Below are 18,981 nucleotides of genomic sequence, written 5' to 3'. Positions count from 1 at the left end.
CATTAAGCATTGCAGAAAACTCTAATTATGCGTGTTTCAGTTTAGGGGAAGTGGACATTATTAACTCCAGAAGAAGCGGATATTTTAACGGTAGGTGCTGTCATTGAACCTGAAGCAATTGAAGGTTTATCACTAACAGTTGATTATTACGATATTCAGATCACCAACGCAATTACTGCTGTTTCTGAGCAATATATTGTGGAACAGTGTTTAGGTGCAGATGGCAATAACATCAACTCAGATACTGCATTATGTCAAGCAGCTAACTTATCAATGGACGGCACAGGCCGTGTTAAATTTGATAATGGCTTACAAAACTTAGGTGGTATTAATACTGCTGGTGTTGATTTAAACATTGCTTACACATTTGATGCGGCAAGCATTAGTTGGAGAGCGTCATTAGACTCTTCATTCTTAAGCGAATACGAAGAAATTGACCAAGATGGTGTTGCTACAGACTATAAAGGTTTTGTGACTGGTGGTGCTGGTGCTTACGCTGATATAAAAACTAACTTTACGTTAACGGCTAAGTCTGACAACTGGGATGCAAACTATGAATTACGTTACATCTCTGAAGTAGATAGCTTTGCATGTAAGTCAGCGCCTGAAAAATGTTATGCGCCGAAAGTTGATGCGGTTACCTACCATGACGTTTCTGGTTCATATTACTTGAACGACAACTTAACGTTAACTGGTGGTATCAATAACTTATTCGATAAGCAAGCGCCATACTACACAGGTAATAACGACTCAAATACAGACCCGTATACTTATGATGTATTAGGCCGTTACTTCTTCGTTAAAGCTAACTACAAGTTTTAATTGACGATGATTTATTAAAAAAGCGAGCGTTAAGCTCGCTTTTTTTATGCTTGTTATTTAATGAGTTACTGGGATTGAACATAAAAGTTAACAATTCTGTTTTATCTATTTAAACCTTTTTTATTTAAAGTGATACTAACTTAGAAAATAACCAAGGATTGAACATAATGAAAACACTATTAGCGGTATTACTTTCTAGCAGCGCCTTTCTTGCCAATGCGCATATCTTTAGTAATGATGAATTTGAGAAAGTTGAAACTAAAACCTTGTCATTACCGGCATCGTCATTAGATAACTTTAGTATCGAAGCTGGTGCAGGTAGTTTAACGATTATTGGCCATCACAATAATGTTATTGAGGTTACTGCTGATATCTACCAAAACGAAGTAGGCGCAAAATATTGTTTATCGCTAGCACCTAAGTCGAGCGATGACAGCAAAGCTAAGTTAAAAGCAAACAGCTGTGAGAATAATAATCATACTAAAATTAATTTAGCTGTATATGTGCCTAATCAGTTGTTAACCGATGTTAGTGACGGCTCAGGTCCTATCAATATTAGCCAAGCAAGTGTCACTGTAATCAACGACGGTTCTGGCGAGATTAAAATTGCGGACAACTTAACGGCGCTGACGATTAACGATGGTTCAGGTCAAATTGATGTTAACAATCAAAAAGGCAAGCTTGTTATTAATGACGGTTCAGGCAGTGTGAAAGTAAAAGGTGTCGAAGGTGATGTTCGTATCTCAGACGGTTCGGGCAGTATTGATGTAGCTGATGTTGCAGGGCAAGTTAGTGTTTCTGATGGCTCTGGAAGTATCAGCGTTGATAATGCATATAATTTTGAATTACTTAGTGATGGTTCAGGTAGTGTTAATGTATCGAATGTTGAACGTCGTAAATAACTAACAAACTTTACTCGCCGAATAAGATTAGCTATACCTAACGGTAGATTACATTTTTAATTAAAAACCCTAATCTTATGCTTGGGGTTTTTGCTTTATCCGGTCAGGGAATCATTGTGACTAAGGCGATTTTATTAACAGGCGCAACAGATGGCATAGGGCTAGAAACTGCAAAAATGCTAGTGCAAACTGACTGTTGCCTACTCATTCATGGAAGAAATCCTAAAAAATTGGCTGATGCTAAAGCACAGTTAAGTAATATCAGTCAAAATACCATTGAGACCTATCAAGCAGACTTATCTTCATTTAATGATACCGTTGCATTTGCAAACGAGGTTAAATCAAAACATAGCAAACTAGACGTTATTATTAATAATGCAGGTGTGTTTAAAACATCAAATGAAATAACCGCAGACGGTTTAGATGTTAGGTTTGTTGTTAACACATTAACCCCTTACTTATTAACCCAATTACTGCTTCCTCTATGCGAAAAAAATAGCCGCATCGTTAACCTCTCATCAGCCACGCAAGCCCCAGTTAACTTGCAAGCTATGCAAGGTAATGGGCGATTAGCGGCCAATGCTGCCTATGCGCAAAGTAAACTGGCTATTACGATGTGGTCTATGAACATGGCTCAACAACTGGAAAATGATCAAATTAGTGTTGTTGCTGTAAATCCTGGATCTTTACTCGCGAGTAAAATGGTAAAAGAAGGGTATGGCATTGAAGGTGAAGACATTACGATAGGCGCAGATATATTAACTCGAGCGGCGTTAAGTGAAGAGTTTAGTCAGGCAAGCGGGCAATATTATGACAATGACGGTAAGCGTTTTTCGTCACCGCATCGCGATGCGCTAGATTCAAATAAAGTTAAGGAAGTTTGCCAAGTTATTGATGATATGGTTAAAAATTTTCTTTAACTCAAATTGAAAGCTAACTGATAAAGTGAGTGATGATCATATGCTATAAGAGTTAGGGTAGTTGAGTCAGCATTTGCAACACTTTGATATTGAACAAGACTAGCTATTACCTGAAAACGTTTAGCTATGCCAAATAATGTAACGTAAGGTGAGGGTAACAAGAAAAAGTATGTGCTTTCTCAATTAACGTTACTCTTCATAACGAGTTAGCGCATTTATAGAGTAAGTAATAAAGAAAGTTAGGCTTTAATACCTAAGCTACTGAGACCACCACTCTTTTTGCCTTTCGCGTCGTAAGTCATTGTCGATTTACTATTTCGCTCGAGTAGCGTATTTCGCATTCTATCAACGGCTAGCTCAGATTGAGCAATAATATTACCATTGACGTGGTTTAGGGTTTTGCAGCGCTCTAAAATTTCAGAGATACGAGCTAGAGCATCATCATGAAGGTTGCTTTCGTATTCTCTTTTAAAATGAGGGTGAATAGATATTTGCTTATCCTGCTGCTCGACAGCCAACAAGAGTTCATGTTTCTTTTCGGTAATATCTACTAAGGCTTGTGGATCGCGCTTTGTCAGAATGTCTTTTTCTTGAATAAGAATTTGCTCAAGTGTATTTAAAGCGCTTTCTTGTTGTTCAATTAATTCACTTACCATTAACGGTGCTGACATGCGCACTCCACTTGTTTATTCGTCTAACTTAAATTCAAAGTTAGCAATACTTGCAGCAAGTTTTTCAGGGTCAATTTTATATTCACCTGAAACAATCGCTTTTTTCAATTGCTCAACTTTCTTTTGATTCACTTCTGGCTCATTAGCTGATTTTTGTTGTAATTTTGATAGCTGCTGTGCCTGAGGAGTTAAAGAAACAGAATCCTGGCGAGCTTGCGGCGCTGTAGCCGATTGCTGTGTGGTTTGCGCTGACTGTTGTTTCGCATTTTGATCTGCAACTTTGGTTATAGGGTTTGAATTACCTAAGTTGTTGATATTAATAGCCATAACTAATTCCTAAAGGCAAAGTAAAAACTTCTCTATCTTTCTATCGACTAAAAGCAAAAAAACTTTAGTTTTTTTTACAGCGTTATTTCAACATTATTTATCGCTGAAACTCTACCCGAAACAACCTTGCCAGAGCGAGAATTTCTCACTCTTACTTGGTCACCTAAACTGCCATTAGATAAAGCAACGCCAGTAGCTTTAACGCTAAACGTACCAGAAGTCGCTTGAATAGTCACGTTTTCGCCGCTACAAACCAAGCAAATATTATTGGTATAAACCGTTTTGCCACTAGCAATACTGCGTTTGGCTTTAGCGCCAATAATTGAATTCATATTATTTAACACTTCTCCGCGAATTCTTTTGCTATCGACATACTTTATCGTGAGGTTGTCATTCGACAACACTGTGCCCTTATTTATCAATGTTGATGTCACGACTACAGGTAACTGTGTTGATACCTTAACAGGTAAAAATAAGTGCCAAGGGTTTGAATCTTTGCAAGTTATTTTAATATTTACATTTCTACCGTATGAATTTTCGGGTATATTTGCCGTTAATGGCGATGAGCATGGGCGAATGTTAATTCGACGATCAAGTTTTGTAGGTGCAATGTTAATTTTGCCATTTGTTGGTAGGTCAACATGCTTCTCTACAAAATCTTTTGCAAACTGTTCGATATACTCGTGATCAAATTCAGTCGCTAAACTATAACTAGCAGAAAACAAAAATAAAGTGCTAAGTAATGAGAATAACTTTAAATTTTTCATAAATATTGCTTCTATTTTTTAGGGAATTGAAAATACTCGTCTATGCTTAAGATATTCTTGAACACAGACTAAGTGTCAAAAAAATTACGCTAAATAGAACGTCTAGTAGTATTTATCAAGAAACGTGCCTGATTGCGTAAGTTGCAATGAGTGTTTAATTAAGAGGTTTGTATGGCTGGTATTCTAGATTCGGTAAATCAACGCACACAATTGGTGGGGCAAAACCGACTTGAGCTTTTGTTGTTTAAGTTAGTAGGGCCACAGCGTTTTGGAATAAACGTGTTTAAAGTGCGTGAAGTACTGCAATGTCCCCCGTTAACCGCGTTTCCGCATCAAGATTCTTATATCAAAGGTGTGGCTCATATTCGTGGACAAACCATTTCTGTTATTGACTTGAGTAAGGCCACAGGTGGTCCTGAAATCCAACAAACAGACAATTCATTTATTATTATTGCTGAATATAACCGTGCAGTTCAAGGTTTCTTAGTCGCTGGCGTAGAGCGAATCATCAATATTCGCTGGCAAGATATTTTACCGCCGCCTGAAGGCGCTGGTAAGTCGAATTATTTAACAGCGGTGACCGAAATTGAAGGTGAAATGGTATCAATTCTTGATGTTGAAAAAATCTTGAATGAGATCAACCCAGTTTCAACGGAACTTAGTGAAGACGTTGCTGATACCTCTGTTGGTGAAAGCGTTGGTGAGCGACTAGTGATGATTGCCGATGATTCTACGGTTGCACGAAACCAAGTGAAAAGAGCACTTGAGCCTCTCGGTTTGAATATGGTGTTGGCAAAAAATGGGCAAGATGCATTAGATCAGCTAAACGAAATTGCCGACACGTGTGACAGGTCGATTTCTGAGAAAGTCGCACTATTGATATCAGATATCGAAATGCCAGAAATGGATGGTTATACCTTAACGGCTGAAATTAAGAGTCAAGAAAGGCTAAACCAAATGCCAGTGATTCTTCATACTTCGTTAAGCGGTGTGTTTAATAATGCGATGGTTGAGAAAGTAGGGGCTGAGGACTTTATTCCTAAATTTCACCCTGACGAACTAGCAACCGCTGTTAAAAAATGGTTAAAGCTTGATGAATAACCATTGAAGTGACGTAACTGATGCAAAAACAATTAGACGACCGCAGTTATAGCCAATTTAGAACGTTTCTCGAGCAGCAATGTGGTATTGTACTTGGTGAAAATAAGCAGTACTTGGTGAAAAGTCGGCTGGCGCCATTAATGGCAAAGTTTGATCTTTCTTCGCTTGACGAACTGGTTAATAGCACTTTAAACCCTGCTAAGCGTCAGTTACGCGCGGCAGTGATTGATGCAATGACTACCAATGAAACATTATGGTTTCGTGACGACTATCCGTTTGAATTATTAAAGTCAAAAATTCTGCCAGAGTTAGCTAAGAAAAAATCTTCTATTAAAATTTGGTCGGCGGCAAGCTCTTCTGGCCAAGAGCCATACTCGCTTGCTATGTGCGTGCTTGAATTTCAGCAAAAGAACCCTGGAGCGATTAAACAAGCCCAAATTGTTGGCACTGACATATCGGAAACAATGTTAGAGCATTGTTGTTATGGCCATTACGACACTTTGGCGTTATCTCGCGGCTTGTCAATGGAAAGAAAACGTCAGTTTTTCGAGAGTGGTGATAATGGTATGCTTAAGATTAAAGATAATGTTAAAAAGTTAGTGAGCTTTAGACATTTGAATTTACTCAATAGCTATAGTTTGCTTGGTAAGTTTGATTTAGTGTTTTGTCGAAATGTACTTATTTACTTTTCTCCGGAAGTTAAATCTAAAATTATCTCTCAAATTCACGGCGTACTTAACCCTGAATCTTATCTTGTACTTGGCGCTTCTGAATCCTTATCAGGCATCAACCAAGATTTTTCGATGGTAAGATGCAACCCCGGTATCTTGTACCAAAAATAACGTTATCACTATATATGTAAGGGAATCGCGAACATACTCGCGCTATTCCCTGTTTATCAATTTTATCCCCCTCAAATTTTTGACGAATTATTTGGCATAATTATTGAATCTATCTCCTTAGGAAATTTTGGAGAATGATTATGGCAATAAGTTTTGAAAAAGCATTTGGACTACATGCACAAGGCATGTTGGTTCGCTCAAAACGAGCTGAAGTTATTGCAAGTAACATCGCGAACGCAGATACCCCAGGCTATAAGGCTCAAGGTATGGACTTTAAAGCGGCAATGACTCAGGCGGCAAAAAATCAACAAATGAACATGTCTCGTACCAACGAAAAACACTTCAATACTAATATGTCTATGAACGATGGTGTAGATTATCGTGTGCAAAATCAACCAGATACAGGTGATGGTAATACAGTAGATGTACAAGTGGAACGAAACTTGTATCTCCAAAATTCATTAGAGTATCAAGCAAGTGTTCAATTCTTAAATAGTAAGATTAAAGGATTGAAGAAAGCGATCACTGGAGGTCAATAATTATGAGCTTATTTAATGTTTTCGACATTAGTGGCGCGGGTATGAGCGCACAGTCGGTCCGTTTAAATACGACGGCAAGTAATATTGCTAATGCCGACAGTGTCAGTAGCAGCGTCGACCAAACTTACCGCGCACGTCATCCGGTTTTTGCCGCACAGATGCAAAAAGCTGCCGATGGGCAAGATCAATCCGTCAGTGTGCAAGTGTTAGGAATTGTCGAAAGTGATAAACCATTGAATGTTGAGTTTCAACCTGATCATCCAATGGCAGACAAAGACGGCTATATATATAAGCCTAATGTCAATGTAATCGAAGAGATGACTAATATGATTTCAGCATCACGTTCTTATCAAACGAACGTTCAGTTGGCTGAATCAGCGAAGAATATGGTCAATAAAACATTGATGTTAGGTCAGCGTTAATTAGGAGCTAATAATGGTTGATTCAGTTAACGGCAGTAACGGTTTAGACGGTTTATATTGGCAAAAAGACCAATATAACGTTGCTGAGGAAGCAGACAATGGCATGTTAACGCAAGCAGATTTCTTTGCGTTATTAACCAAAGAGCTTGCTTATCAAGATCCAACAAAGCCTGTTGAAAATAATGAAATGATTTCACAAATGACAGCATTCTCGACAACTGATGGTGTTGCTCAGCTTAATGAGTCATTTGCCACCTTCGCTAATCAAATGTCATCAAGTCAAGCATTGCAGGCGTCGTCGCTTGTAGGGCAAAGCGTTTTAGTTGATGACAATACTTTTGGTATAGCTGAAGGACAAAGTGCGAAAGGTAAATTAATGGCAGACGCTCCGGCGAGTAATGTATTTATTTACGTTGAAAATGCCGTAGGTGAAATTATTCAGACCGTGCCAGTAGGCGACGTTTCACAAGGTGAATTCACCTTTGAATGGAACGGTAAAGATTCAAATGGTGAGCCTGCGGCAGAAGGTGCCTACAGGTTTAGAATTGCCGGTTTAGTTGATGGTCAAGCATCAGAGTTGCAGGCAATGACCTATAGGAAAGTAGATAGTGTGACGCTTGCGGGTGCTGGCGGCAATATCGTATTAAATCTAAACGGCGGCAGCTCAATGGCGTTATCCGACGTTGTTGAGGTTTCCGAAAGTTAAACAGAATTTAAGTATAAGGTGGACTTATGTCATTTAATATATCACTCAGTGGTTTAAATGCCGCACAAAAAGATTTAGATGTAACTTCTAATAACATTGCAAACGTCAATACAACGGGCTTTAAAGAGTCGCGTGCCGAATTTGCTGATGTTTATGCATCGTCATTATTAGCTGCTGGTAAAACAAAAGTAGGTGACGGTGTGTTAACTACAGATGTTGCGCAACAGTTTTCACAAGGTAGTATTCAATTCACTAACAATGCGCTAGATTTAGCAATCACAGGTAACGGCTTTTTTGCAACCGTACCTGAAATCGATAGCTTAGAAACGTCATATACCCGTGCTGGTGAGTTTAAACTTAATTCAGAAAACTTCGTTGTTAACTCCAATGGTGGTCATTTATTAGGTTTCCCTGTAAATGCTGATGGTACATCATCATCTGTAAGTTTAAGTACTGCTTCACCAATTCGAGTGCCAACTTCTTCGGGGGCGCCAACGCAAACTTCAGAAGTGACAATGCGTATGAACTTACCAGCAGGTGATTCATATATTGCAAACTCTCCAGATAATTTTGACCCAACAGACCCGTTAACCTATAACCACTCTACGTCGGTTACAGTATTTGACTCTCTTGGTGATAGCCATGTTCAAACGTATTATTTTGTTAAAGATGATCCAGCGGTTAACCCAAATGAATGGCTACTTTTTACCGCGATTGATGGCGTGCCAATAAATATTCAAGATCCTAATGGTACTGCAGCTGCTGATGGTCGTGTTGCCGGTGCTATTTCTGGTGTAAATGGTGGTGCGTTAGTGGGTGCACGTTTACAGTTTAGTTTTGGTGGTGATTTCACTGGTCAGTTTCCTCCGTTAGCAAATGGTGGTATTGTGACAGAACAAGTAGGCACAACTATTTTAGCTAATGGTGCTGATGATACCCAAACCATTGGCATTGATTTCAACCTAGATCCTTCGGGTCCGAATGCTAATGAACCAACACAGTTTGCTTCTAACTTTGAAGTTACTGCGTTAGAGCAAAATGGTTTGGCGGTTGGCCGTTTAACTGGCCTCGATATTGATACTGATGGTTTAATTCGTGCAACCTATTCAAATGGTACATCTGAACCGCTTTCACGTATCGCGTTAGTTAGCTTTGCCAACGAGCAAGGATTAACGCAAATTGGTGGTACATCTTGGAAAGAGAGTATTGTTTCAGGTGAAGCGCTTGCTGGTGAAGCGGGTTCAGGTACATTCGGTACGATAAACTCATCAGCGTTAGAGCAATCTAATGTAAACTTAACGGCAGAGTTAATTGACTTGATTTCAGCGCAACGAAATTTCCAAGCAAACTCTCGTTCGTTAGAAGTTGATAACCAATTAAACCAAACAATCTTACAGATTCGTTAGTTTTAGTTGAACCTAGATAAGGTCAGGGTATGAAAATACGCTGGCCTTTTTTGTTTTTTATTCGCCGACAACAATCTCCAATCACTCCTCATTATCTTCTTTATTTATTTTGTCCATACGTTGGCACTTCTTTTGCATTTAACTAGTTAAGATAACTAATTAAGAGAATTTGCTATGGATAAGATGTTGTATATCGCCATGAGCGGCGCAAAACAAAATATGCACTCTTTATCGATAACTGCCAATAACTTAGCAAACGCTAAAACGACAGGCTTTAAGGCTGATTTGGCGCAAGCAAGAACGATGCAAGCATTTGGCGAAGGTATGCCTACGCGTGTGTTTGCGATGACAGAGCGCGCTAGCCAAAACTTTGACAGTGGTGCGGTGATCACGACTAATCGTCCATTAGATATAGCTGTTCAAGGCGATGGTTTTTTTGCAGTACAAGCTGCTGACGGCTCTGAAGCATATTCTCGTAACGGTAATTTGCGCTTAACTGAGCAAGGTGCACTGGAAACTAATGAAGGTGAACTTGTACTCGGTGATGCAGGACCTATTTTTCTACCTTTGCCAGTAAACAATATTCAAATTAGTCGAGACGGTACCATTATGGTTCAGCCAGAAGGTGCACCATCGTCTGTTCAGGAAGAAATTGGCCGGATCAAATTAGTTAACCCTGATGTTAGAAACATTGAAAAAGGTAACGATGGTTTATTTCGTCGCAAGGATGGTACCGCTGAACCAGCTGATGCTTTAGTTCAGGTACAAGGTGGCATGCTAGAAAGTAGCAATGTCAATCCTGTAGGTGAAATGACCGATATGATTGCACTTCAACGTCAATTTGAAATGCAACTAAAACTGATGAAAACAGCCGAGGAAAACGACTCGGCAGCCGCGAATTTATTGCGCGCATTCTAAATTTAAGAGGTAAGTTATGAACCCAGCATTATGGATCAGTAAAACAGGCTTAGATGCGCAAACAAAAGACATCGCTGTAATTTCAAATAACCTAGCAAATGCTAGTACGGTTGGTTTTAAGAAAAGCCGAGCGGTGTTTGAAGATTTGTTGTACCAAACAATTAATCAGCCAGGTGGTCGAACGGCGCAAGATAGCCAAGCACCATCTGGTTTAATGTTAGGCGCAGGTACAAAAGTCGTAGCGACACAAAAAATTCATACCCAAGGCGACATGTTAACGACAGATAACTCGTTAGATTTAATGATTCAAGGTGAAGGCTTTTTTGAAATTCAATTACCTGATGGCACATCGTCTTATACTCGAAATGGTCAATTTACCATGGATGAAGAAGGCAATGTTGTAACACCAGGCGCAGGCTATTTGCTTAACCCTCAAATTACCGTGCCAGAAGATGCTATTGAAATCATGGTCTCTCAAGACGGTGAGGTGTCGGTTAGACTGCAAGGCCAAGCTGATAACGCGGTTATTGGTCAAATCAATACCATTAATTTTGTTAACCCAACCGGTCTTGAACCTATCGGTCAAAACCTATTTGTTGAAACGGCAGTAAGTGGCGCACCTCAAGAAGGGACGCCAGGTTTAGAGGGGTTTGGCATGATTGTCCAAGGTGCTTTGGAAACGTCTAACGTGAATACCACGGAAGAACTCGTTAACTTGATTGAATCGCAGCGTGTTTATGAAATGAACTCAAAGGTTATTTCTGCCGTAGACCAAATGCTGAGCTACATTAACCAACAATTATAGTTGAGGTGATGTGATGAAAAATTTACTTATACCACTGGTTTCCATCGTTTTAATCTCTGCATGTTCGGCGACTGATGAGCGAGCCAAAATTTTACCTAACGATCCAGAGTTTGCGCCAATTATGCCGGTTGAAGAAGAAACGCCGTTGGTGCCAACAGGTTCGTTATTTAAAGCAAATTACATCAACAATATTTATTCTGATTCTAAAGCTCATCGTGTTGGTGACATTATTTCTGTCATTTTATCTGAAAGTACGCAAGCGCAGAAAAATGCTAAAACAGAATTGAAAAAAGAAAATGATGCAACCTTATCACCAATTATTGGCTTAGGTGGCGTACCAGCTACGATTAAAGGGAATTCATTAGAATTTGCCTACGATCAAGATTCAAACTTTAAAGGTGACTCTAAAGCGAACCAAAGCAATAGTTTAAGTGGCAATATCTCTGTTCATGTCTTGCGCGTTTTACCTAATGGTAACCTGATGATTCGCGGTGAAAAGTGGATGACATTGAATAATGGTGATGAATACATTCGACTGACAGGTGTTATTCGTTCAAAAGACATCAGCTCAACCAACACCGTACTATCAAGTAAAGTAGCAAATGCGCGTATTCAATACTCAGGCACTGGCACGTTTTCAGACGTTCAAGAGCAAGGATGGCTATCTAAATTTTTCTCTAGCAGTTGGTGGCCGTTGTAATTTCAACGGGAGACTATTATGAATACAATTCTTCGCCTATTTATCTCTACTTGCATTATTTTATTTTCAACGCAAGTTCAGGCACAACGTATAAAAGATTTAGCTGATGTGGCCGGAGTAAGGACTAACCAACTTGTCGGTTATGGACTGGTAGTTGGTTTACCGGGCACAGGTGAACAAAGTCCATTTACAGAGCAGAGCTTTAAAACCATGCTGAGTAATTTTGGCATTACAATGCCTGCCAATTTAAAGCCTAAAATTAAGAATGTTGCCGCGGTTGCTGTACATGCTGAATTACCACCGTTTGCTAAACCAGGCCAAACGATTGATGTCACTGTGTCGTCAATGGGGAGTGCCCAAAGTTTACGTGGAGGCACACTCGTTCAAACCATTTTAATGGGGATAGATGGCAATGCTTACGCCGTAGCACAAGGTAGTTTAGTGGTTAGTGGTTTAGGTGCTGAAGGCTTAGATGGGTCAAAAATTTTAGTAAATACCCCAACGGTAGGTCGCATTGCTAACGGTGCGACAGTCGAACGTGAAGTTGCAACACCATTTGCAAGTGGTGACTACATTACGTTTAATTTACGTAATTCTGATTTTTCCAATGCGAAACGTTTAGCTGACACAATAAACGACTTTATTACCGGGTCAGCTAGAGCAATTGATGCCACTTCTGTTCGTGTGACAGCACCTAGAGATGTATCGGATCGTGTTGGTTTTCTAGCGACGCTAGAAAACTTAGAGCTTGAATTAGACACACCTGCGGCCAAGGTTATTGTTAACTCACGTACCGGCACCATTGTTATTGGCTCTGATGTGCGTTTGCTGCCAGCAGCTATCACTCATGGTGGTATTACAGTTACCATAAACGAAATGCAAGATGTGTCGCAACCTGATGCCTTTTCTGAAGGTGAGACGGTGACAACCACGCAATCGATTGTTGATGTTCGTCAAGACGATTCAAGAATGTTCGTTTTTGATCCTGGGGTTACTCTCGATACATTAGTTCGTGCAATTAATGAAGTGGGTGCAGGTCCCGGCGATGTGATGGCGATATTAGAAGCGCTCGAACAAGCCGGTGCACTTCGCGGCCAGTTAATAGTTATCTAGCAATAGGTAGAGCTTAAAATGAAAACGCCGGGTGCAGAAGCCGCAAACTTTTTTGACTTAACTAGCTTGAACAATATTCGTCAGCAGTCAAAAGCTGACGATCAAGCATCGAAAGATCAAGCACTAGAAACTGCTGCTAAGCAATTTGAAGCGATTTTCATGCAAATGTTGTTGAAAAGCATGCGAAGTGCTCAAGAAGTGTTGGAGTCTGATAGCCCTTTTAACTCGCAAAATGCTAAATTTTATCGAGACATGCATGATCAGCAATTAGCATTAGAGTTATCGAATAATGGTAGCTTAGGCTTGTCTGACTTAATTGTTCGTCAATTAGGTGGCGATCAAGACAATTACAAACCCGCATCAGTATTACGTAGTGACGGTGAATTAACCAGTTTAGTTCAGCGTCAACAAACCTCGGCAACAAACAGCAACGATCGACCTTTCTCTGAGTTGATAGACCAAGCGAAACAGTCACTTTCTTTTGAACAACCAGAAGATTTTGTTCAACAGCTTACCCAACCTGCTAAAGCGGTAGAAAAAGCACTCGGTATCCCTTATCAAGTTGTTATCGCTCAATCAGCATTAGAAACTGGTTGGGGTAAGAAGATCATTCAAAAAACTGACGGCCAAAGCTCCAATAACTTATTTAATATTAAAGCTGATAGTCGATGGCAAGGTGATAAAGCGAGCAAAGAAACGCTTGAGTTTGAAAATGGCACTATGGCCAAGAAAAACGAACCTTTCAGAGTGTATGACTCAATTAAAGATAGTGTTAACGATTACATTGATTTCTTGTCTTCAAACGATAGATATCAGGACGCGCTTAACAATTCCTCAAATGTGGAACACTTTCTGCATGGTTTGCAGAAAGCAGGTTACGCAACCGATCCTCAATATGCTAAAAAGATCATCGGCACATTGAAACGAGTAACCAGCATTCTAGGCAACTAAGTCACTAACATATAACTGTTACATGACTTAGTGAATAAGATTCATGTAGGAGTATGATATGTCTGTAGATTTGTACCAAACTGGCGTGAGTGGCTTGTTAGCCGCACAACAACAGTTGGCAACGACATCTCACAATATCGCAAACGTCAATACTGAAGGTTATAGCCGACAACGTGCTGAACAAGAAGCGCGTTTGGGTCAAAGCCTTGGCGGTAACTATTTTGGTACTGGTACTTCTATTAACGATATTCGTCGAGTTTATGACGAATTCGCTCAAAAAGAGCAATTATTAAATCAAACTAATCTTGGCTTTGCCGACGGCAAACATGCGTCACTTGATCAATTAAACGATACCATGAGTACCATGGGTAACGCGGTCATGACTTCTATCGAACAGCTTTATCAGTCAATGAACTCAATAGCAGATAACCCAAGTAATTTAGGCTTGCGTTCAATGGCACTTAATCAGGCTGAAATTCTCAGTTCTGATTTTAACTCTCTTAATAGCCAATTTGATCAACTAGAAAGATCAGTGAACAGTGAAATAGAGCAAATCGCCGCACAGATTTCTGATATTTCACGTGAACTGGCACATATCAATAACCAAGTTCTACAGAACAAAGATCTAAGTGTTGCAGGTCAACCAAATGACTTACTTGATGCTAGAGATAAATTGGTCAGTGAATTAGGTCAATTTACGCAAGTAAATACGTTAGAAGATCAAAATGGTGTATTAACTGTAATGATTGCTAATGGCACAACACTTGTTGCTGGCACAACAGCGTTTACTATGAATGTTGCAGCAGGTGATCCAGACCCATCAAAAACTCAAATTGAACTTGTTTCAGCAAACGGCAAAGCCGTATTAGATGGCACTAAAATTGGTGGTGAACTTGGCGCCAAGATTGAATTTCGAGATGAACATTTAAGCGAAGCACGTGCACAGATTGACCGTTTATCTTTAGCGATTGCAGATACCTTTAACCAGAACCAACAAGCTGGTTTGGATTTAAATGCACTGCAAGGCTTGAATATGTTCACCGATATCAATGCGGGAGATTTGATGAGTGCTCGCGTTTTAACACCGAGTACAAATACAGGTAGTTTAACTGCTCAAGTTGCTATCACAGATGTCACACAACTTACCGATAGCGAATATGAAATAAGTTTTGATGGTACTGACTATATTCTTACCGATACAGGTTCAGGTAATCAAACTAATTTAGGCGCGCCAGGTGCAGGTACCTACAATACGGCATTTGGTTTTGACTTTGTTGAAACCGGTGGTGCAGCAGCACTCAATGACAAGTTTGTGATACGACCGGGTGAAAATGCAGCTTCTTTAATGAAAGCAACGCTAACCGATGGGCAAGGCATTGCCGCTAGTACGCCAGTAGAAATTAGAGCCGCTGATAACAATTTTGGTGGTGGTAGTGTATCAATTGTGGGGGTAAATGATCCCGTTGCTGCCCGAGCAAATGACTTGGGTCGTGTTGAGGTGTTAGAGAACCCAGCCGGCAGCGGTGTTTTTGCTTATCAAGTATTTGATACCTCAAATGTTTTAGTAAGTGGTGGTGCTTATACGCCGCCTAGTCAACAAATTACCGTAGGCGATTTGACCTTGGAAATTGAAGGCCAGCCTTCAGGCTTAGCGCCAAACGCGCCAGAAGTTTTTAATTTAGTTGACGCTTTTGGTGTAGGTAATGGTACTAATGCACTCAACCTTACCCAAACACAAACGCAAGGTATCTTGAATAATGGCAGAGAGTCATTTTCACAAAACCTTGGTATTACAACATCAACCGTTGGCTCAAAAGCGAGCTCTGCAGAATTAGTCGCAGACACGGCAGATGCATTGTATACCCAAGCCTATAACCGCAATCAAGAGACGAAAGGTGTCAATCTTGATGAAGAAGCGGCAAATCTAGTTAAGTTTCAACAAGCCTATCAAGCGTCTTCAAAAATAATTTCAGTGGCTAACACTATTTTTGACACCTTGTTCCAAGCGGCGCGTTAGGAGTAGATGATGAGAGTTTCTACTAATCAAATGTTTATGCAATCGAGCACTTATATGGCTCGAAATGAATCTGACTTAAATGAGCAAGTCGCATATTTATCATCGGGTAAAAAAGTACTTACTGCTAAAGATGATGCGGTGTCATACGGTACGTTAACCGGCTATAAAGATGAATTGTCTAATATTGACCAGTTTCGTCGCAATATTGTTCAAGCAGAAAACCGAAATTCATTGATCGAAGGATCCTTTTCTTCAGCTCAAGATATTCTAAACCAAGTGAAAACGACATTTATCCAGGCAAATAATGGCTCGATGTCTGACGATGATCGTGCTGCATTGGGTGAGCAGTTAAAACAAAACCTAAAACAAATTTTAGATATTGCGAATGCAAGAGATGAAACCGGCGGCTACGTTTTCGGCGGTTACCAAATAGATAAACAACCGTTCTTGCTGCAACCCGATAATAGCGTCGTCTATCAAGGTGATGACGGTATTCGCGAGCTAAAAATCTCTAAAAGTGTTGAAGTACCGTTGAATCAATCTGGCAATGAAGCCTTTTTGAAAGCTGACAACCCAATTGGTGATTTTGTTGGTGTTTATAACACGAATAATAGTGGCGTATCCGTAAACCGTGCCGTGATTACTGATCGTGGTAATTATGTTGATGGTTCGAATTATACCTTTGACTTTACGGATGTGAATAACGACGGAAATCTAGAATTATCGGTGACTGATAACGGTGGTGTAAACCTGACAACGATTGACCCCTATGTAGCAGGGCAAACTGTTGCCTTCAATGGTATGGAAGTCAATATCGACGGCACACCTTTGCCGGGGGACCAACTAGAACTAGCCCCTCAGGAAGATGTTAGTGTTTTTCAAACGATAAAAGATGCAATTGACTGGGTATCACGCACAGGAACCATAACCAATACAGAGCAACATGCCGTTGATTATGGTCATATCCTTAGTGATATAAATGCTTCACTTAACCACATTTCCACACGCCAAGGTGAAGCGGGCATCAACCTTCAGCTGATTGATAGCCAATCTAACTTTCACGCCGACAACGAGCTCCTAATGGAGCAAGGCCGTTCAGTAATCGAAGACTTAGATTTCGCGACCGCCGTTACACAATTTGAACAATCGAAAGTTGCCTTACAAGCGGCACAACAAACTTACGCGACCTTACAAGGGCTTAGTTTGTTTAACTATATTTAATCTTTTTTTTAAAGTTGGCATTTAGTTTGCTTTTAAAGATTAGTTCATACATAAAACCGTCAATTTAGACGATAGATATAACAGAATAAGAGAGGTCACATGCCTTTATATGTAAACAGTAATATCAGTGCATTAAACGCACAACGACAGTTAAGTAACTCAGGTGATGCCTTAGATACCTCTTTTAAGCGTCTATCTTCTGGCTTACGAATCAACTCAGCTGCAGATGATGCCGCTGGTCTTCAAATATCTGACCGTTTGCAGTCGCAAATCTTGGGTTTAACTCAAGGTAACCGAAACGCAAATGATGGTATTTCTTTAGCGCAAACGGCTGAAGGTGCGATGGAAGAAATGACATCAATGCTTCAACGTGTTCGTACATTAGCTCAGCAGGCATCAAACGGTTCAAATACCGATGAAGACCGTTTAGCGCTGCAAGAAGAAATTAGACAGTTAATGGAAGAAGTAAACCGCGTAGCGTCAGATACTACGTTTGGTGGACAAAATTTACTTGACGGTAGCTACTCGGCAAACTTCCAAGTCGGGGCTGATGCTGTGCAAACCATCGGTTTTGATATGAGAAACGTCAGCGGCAATAGTATGTCGGCAAATGGCGGTTTTACACTGTCAGGTATTGCAGGTGTTGCAAGTGCTGTTAATGGGGTTAGTCTGTCAACATTAGCTGAAGGTGCTTCAGACATTGGTGGCGCTGCATTGGCTACTGATACATTTGCCGCGGCATTTATTGCAACGTCTATTAGTGTATCTTCGCAAGTTAACTCTCAAGTTGTATTTGCTGGTATTGACTCGTTAATTGCGGTAGTTGATAAAAAGCGTGCTGAATTAGGTGCGGTACAAAATCGTTTTCAATCAACGATACGTAACCAAGCAAATATCTCTGAAAACCTTTCAGCTGCGAAATCACGTATTAAAGATGCTGACTTTGCCGCTGAAACAGCAGCATTGACACGTAATCAAATTTTACAACAAGCTAGCCAAACAATACTTGGTCAAGCGAACCAGCGTCCTCAGGCTGCACTGAGCTTATTACAAGGTTAATAAGACAATCGTTGTTTAAAAGCCAGCTTAGCTGGCTTTTTTTATGTCAAAAATTTGATATGAGGATTGGACTTAAGCGATATTACATCTTAAGTTGCTACGTTTGGATAGGTGCTAAGTTACTAAAATTAAAAGAGATTAAAAAAAATAAAAAAACTATTAAAGATCATTTTACACTCGCCGATAAAGAAATTATCAGGAGGTGAGAGACCTGGCAACCAGCTGGCAGTATTTACTGTAGCTTTTTAGTAATGAGATATAAGAGAGTAAATTATGGCTTTATATGTAAACACTAACGTGAGCTCGTTAAACGCTCAACGTCAATTAAGTAATTCAGGCAACTCGCTTGATACTTCATTCCAACGTCTATCTTCAGGTTTACGCATTAACAGTGCTAGAGACGATGCTGCTGGTCTACAAATATCTGACCGCCTAGAGTCTCAAATTCAAGGTTTGAACCAAGGTAACCGTAACGCAAACGATGGTATTTCATTAGCACAAACAGCTGAAGGTGCGATGGAAGAAGTAACATCAATGTTCCAACGTGTTCGTACGTTGGCACAACAAGCATCTAACGGTTCAAACACAGACGAAGATCGTTTAGCACTGCAAGAAGAAATCCGTTCATTAATGGAAGAAGTTAACCGTGTTGCTTCTGATACAACTTTCGGTGGTCAGAACCTACTAGATGGTTCTTACTCAGCGAGTTTCCAGGTAGGTGCGGATGCTGTACAAACTATCAGTTTTAGTATGCAGAACGTTGGTGGCTCAA

At 40.1% G+C, this 18,981-nt stretch carries 20 protein-coding genes and 1 pseudogene; 18 read left to right on the top strand and 3 right to left on the bottom strand.

The features are described from left to right. Nucleotides 1-72: 72 nt before the first annotated feature. From QQK02_RS16050 to QQK02_RS16040, 3 genes and pseudogenes are all read left to right on the top strand, one after another. A pseudogene (locus QQK02_RS16050) lies at nt 73-822 on the top strand (TonB-dependent receptor domain-containing protein); the annotation flags it as partial. 167 nt (nt 823-989) lie between these two features. Further along, entirely contained in the window at nt 990-1,724 is a 735-nt protein-coding gene (locus QQK02_RS16045) for a DUF4097 family beta strand repeat-containing protein (protein WP_284209159.1), read from the top strand. 116 nt (nt 1,725-1,840) lie between these two features. Further along, entirely contained in the window at nt 1,841-2,644 is an 804-nt protein-coding gene (locus tag QQK02_RS16040; RefSeq protein WP_284209158.1) for an SDR family NAD(P)-dependent oxidoreductase, read from the top strand. A 239-nt stretch (nt 2,645-2,883) separates the two neighbouring features. On the opposite strand, the gene QQK02_RS16035 is transcribed toward QQK02_RS16040, so the two are convergent. The 3 genes from QQK02_RS16035 to flgA all read right to left on the bottom strand — a co-directional run bounded on the left by QQK02_RS16035 (nt 2,884) and on the right by flgA (nt 4,409). Further along, nucleotides 2,884-3,315 (bottom strand): flagella synthesis protein FlgN, encoded by a 432-nt coding sequence (locus tag QQK02_RS16035; protein ID WP_284209157.1) that lies wholly within the window; start codon nt 3,313-3,315, stop codon nt 2,884-2,886. A gap of 15 nt (nt 3,316-3,330) precedes the next feature. Next, nucleotides 3,331-3,642, bottom strand: coding sequence for a flagellar biosynthesis anti-sigma factor FlgM (flgM, locus tag QQK02_RS16030; RefSeq protein WP_284209155.1), 312 nt, complete (start codon nt 3,640-3,642; stop codon nt 3,331-3,333). Nucleotides 3,643-3,716: 74 nt separating this feature from the next. Next, nucleotides 3,717-4,409, bottom strand: coding sequence for a flagellar basal body P-ring formation chaperone FlgA (gene flgA / locus QQK02_RS16025; protein ID WP_284209154.1), 693 nt, complete (start codon nt 4,407-4,409; stop codon nt 3,717-3,719). Nucleotides 4,410-4,580: 171 nt separating this feature from the next. On the opposite strand from flgA, the gene QQK02_RS16020 reads away from it, so the two are divergent. The 15 genes from QQK02_RS16020 to QQK02_RS15950 all read left to right on the top strand — a co-directional run. After that, nucleotides 4,581-5,510: a chemotaxis protein gene (locus QQK02_RS16020; protein WP_284209153.1), complete on the top strand. Its 930-nt coding sequence runs from the start codon at nt 4,581-4,583 to the stop codon at nt 5,508-5,510. A gap of 17 nt (nt 5,511-5,527) precedes the next feature. Continuing rightward, nucleotides 5,528-6,352: a CheR family methyltransferase gene (locus QQK02_RS16015; RefSeq protein WP_407705052.1), complete on the top strand. Its 825-nt coding sequence runs from the start codon at nt 5,528-5,530 to the stop codon at nt 6,350-6,352. Between the two features lie 140 nt (nt 6,353-6,492). Beyond that, a complete protein-coding gene (gene flgB / locus QQK02_RS16010) occupies nt 6,493-6,891 on the top strand; it encodes a flagellar basal body rod protein FlgB (RefSeq protein ID WP_284209151.1) in 399 nt (132 codons plus the stop codon). 2 nt (nt 6,892-6,893) lie between these two features. Then, nucleotides 6,894-7,313, top strand: coding sequence for a flagellar basal body rod protein FlgC (gene flgC / locus QQK02_RS16005; RefSeq protein ID WP_284209150.1), 420 nt, complete (start codon nt 6,894-6,896; stop codon nt 7,311-7,313). Between the two features lie 13 nt (nt 7,314-7,326). Then, nucleotides 7,327-8,019, top strand: a complete 693-nt coding sequence (locus QQK02_RS16000) for a flagellar hook assembly protein FlgD (protein WP_284209149.1) — start codon at nt 7,327-7,329, stop codon at nt 8,017-8,019. Between the two features lie 26 nt (nt 8,020-8,045). Further along, nucleotides 8,046-9,425, top strand: coding sequence for a flagellar hook protein FlgE (gene flgE / locus QQK02_RS15995; protein ID WP_284209148.1), 1,380 nt, complete (start codon nt 8,046-8,048; stop codon nt 9,423-9,425). A 174-nt stretch (nt 9,426-9,599) separates the two neighbouring features. After that, nucleotides 9,600-10,343: a flagellar basal-body rod protein FlgF gene (flgF, locus tag QQK02_RS15990; protein WP_284209146.1), complete on the top strand. Its 744-nt coding sequence runs from the start codon at nt 9,600-9,602 to the stop codon at nt 10,341-10,343. Between the two features lie 16 nt (nt 10,344-10,359). Next, on the top strand, nt 10,360-11,148 hold the full coding sequence (gene flgG, locus QQK02_RS15985; RefSeq protein WP_284209145.1) for a flagellar basal-body rod protein FlgG: 789 nt from the start codon (nt 10,360-10,362) through the stop codon (nt 11,146-11,148). 13 nt (nt 11,149-11,161) lie between these two features. Then, entirely contained in the window at nt 11,162-11,848 is a 687-nt protein-coding gene (gene flgH / locus QQK02_RS15980) for a flagellar basal body L-ring protein FlgH (protein WP_284209144.1), read from the top strand. An 18-nt stretch (nt 11,849-11,866) separates the two neighbouring features. Next, the gene (locus QQK02_RS15975) at nt 11,867-12,961 is read left to right on the top strand and encodes a flagellar basal body P-ring protein FlgI (RefSeq protein ID WP_284209143.1); all 1,095 of its coding nucleotides are present in this window, start codon (nt 11,867-11,869) and stop codon (nt 12,959-12,961) included. 18 nt (nt 12,962-12,979) lie between these two features. After that, complete coding sequence (gene flgJ / locus QQK02_RS15970; RefSeq protein ID WP_284209142.1) at nt 12,980-13,912, top strand: flagellar assembly peptidoglycan hydrolase FlgJ; 933 nt, start codon at nt 12,980-12,982, stop codon at nt 13,910-13,912. Between the two features lie 58 nt (nt 13,913-13,970). Beyond that, nucleotides 13,971-15,929: a flagellar hook-associated protein FlgK gene (flgK, locus tag QQK02_RS15965; RefSeq protein WP_284209141.1), complete on the top strand. Its 1,959-nt coding sequence runs from the start codon at nt 13,971-13,973 to the stop codon at nt 15,927-15,929. A gap of 6 nt (nt 15,930-15,935) precedes the next feature. Next, nucleotides 15,936-17,150: a flagellar hook-associated protein FlgL gene (flgL, locus tag QQK02_RS15960; protein ID WP_284209140.1), complete on the top strand. Its 1,215-nt coding sequence runs from the start codon at nt 15,936-15,938 to the stop codon at nt 17,148-17,150. Nucleotides 17,151-17,249: 99 nt separating this feature from the next. Then, the gene (locus QQK02_RS15955) at nt 17,250-18,209 is read left to right on the top strand and encodes a flagellin N-terminal helical domain-containing protein (RefSeq protein ID WP_284209139.1); all 960 of its coding nucleotides are present in this window, start codon (nt 17,250-17,252) and stop codon (nt 18,207-18,209) included. Nucleotides 18,210-18,482: 273 nt separating this feature from the next. Further along, nucleotides 18,483-18,981, top strand: a 499-nt coding sequence (locus QQK02_RS15950) for a flagellin N-terminal helical domain-containing protein (RefSeq protein ID WP_456124095.1), incomplete at its 3' end; no start/stop codon positions are given.

Source organism: Thalassotalea eurytherma, assembly GCF_030161415.1.
GTDB classification, from domain to species: Bacteria; Pseudomonadota; Gammaproteobacteria; order Enterobacterales; family Alteromonadaceae; genus Thalassotalea_G; species Thalassotalea_G eurytherma.
Note: the sequence above shows the minus strand (reverse complement) of the source record. Positions and strands in the feature narration are given on the sequence as shown.

Coding starts and splice junctions, on each gene's coding strand:
- QQK02_RS16045 (WP_284209159.1), top strand. CDS start 990: ATGAAAACACTATTAGCGGTATTACTTTCTAGCAGCGCCTTTCTTGCC.
- QQK02_RS16035 (WP_284209157.1), bottom strand. CDS start 3,315: ATGTCAGCACCGTTAATGGTAAGTGAATTAATTGAACAACAAGAAAGC.
- flgM (WP_284209155.1), bottom strand. CDS start 3,642: ATGGCTATTAATATCAACAACTTAGGTAATTCAAACCCTATAACCAAA.
- flgA (WP_284209154.1), bottom strand. CDS start 4,409: ATGAAAAATTTAAAGTTATTCTCATTACTTAGCACTTTATTTTTGTTT.
- QQK02_RS16020 (WP_284209153.1), top strand. CDS start 4,581: ATGGCTGGTATTCTAGATTCGGTAAATCAACGCACACAATTGGTGGGG.
- flgB (WP_284209151.1), top strand. CDS start 6,493: ATGGCAATAAGTTTTGAAAAAGCATTTGGACTACATGCACAAGGCATG.
- flgC (WP_284209150.1), top strand. CDS start 6,894: ATGAGCTTATTTAATGTTTTCGACATTAGTGGCGCGGGTATGAGCGCA.
- QQK02_RS16000 (WP_284209149.1), top strand. CDS start 7,327: ATGGTTGATTCAGTTAACGGCAGTAACGGTTTAGACGGTTTATATTGG.
- flgE (WP_284209148.1), top strand. CDS start 8,046: ATGTCATTTAATATATCACTCAGTGGTTTAAATGCCGCACAAAAAGAT.
- flgF (WP_284209146.1), top strand. CDS start 9,600: ATGGATAAGATGTTGTATATCGCCATGAGCGGCGCAAAACAAAATATG.
- flgG (WP_284209145.1), top strand. CDS start 10,360: ATGAACCCAGCATTATGGATCAGTAAAACAGGCTTAGATGCGCAAACA.
- flgH (WP_284209144.1), top strand. CDS start 11,162: ATGAAAAATTTACTTATACCACTGGTTTCCATCGTTTTAATCTCTGCA.
- QQK02_RS15975 (WP_284209143.1), top strand. CDS start 11,867: ATGAATACAATTCTTCGCCTATTTATCTCTACTTGCATTATTTTATTT.
- flgJ (WP_284209142.1), top strand. CDS start 12,980: ATGAAAACGCCGGGTGCAGAAGCCGCAAACTTTTTTGACTTAACTAGC.
- flgK (WP_284209141.1), top strand. CDS start 13,971: ATGTCTGTAGATTTGTACCAAACTGGCGTGAGTGGCTTGTTAGCCGCA.
- flgL (WP_284209140.1), top strand. CDS start 15,936: ATGATGAGAGTTTCTACTAATCAAATGTTTATGCAATCGAGCACTTAT.
- QQK02_RS15955 (WP_284209139.1), top strand. CDS start 17,250: ATGCCTTTATATGTAAACAGTAATATCAGTGCATTAAACGCACAACGA.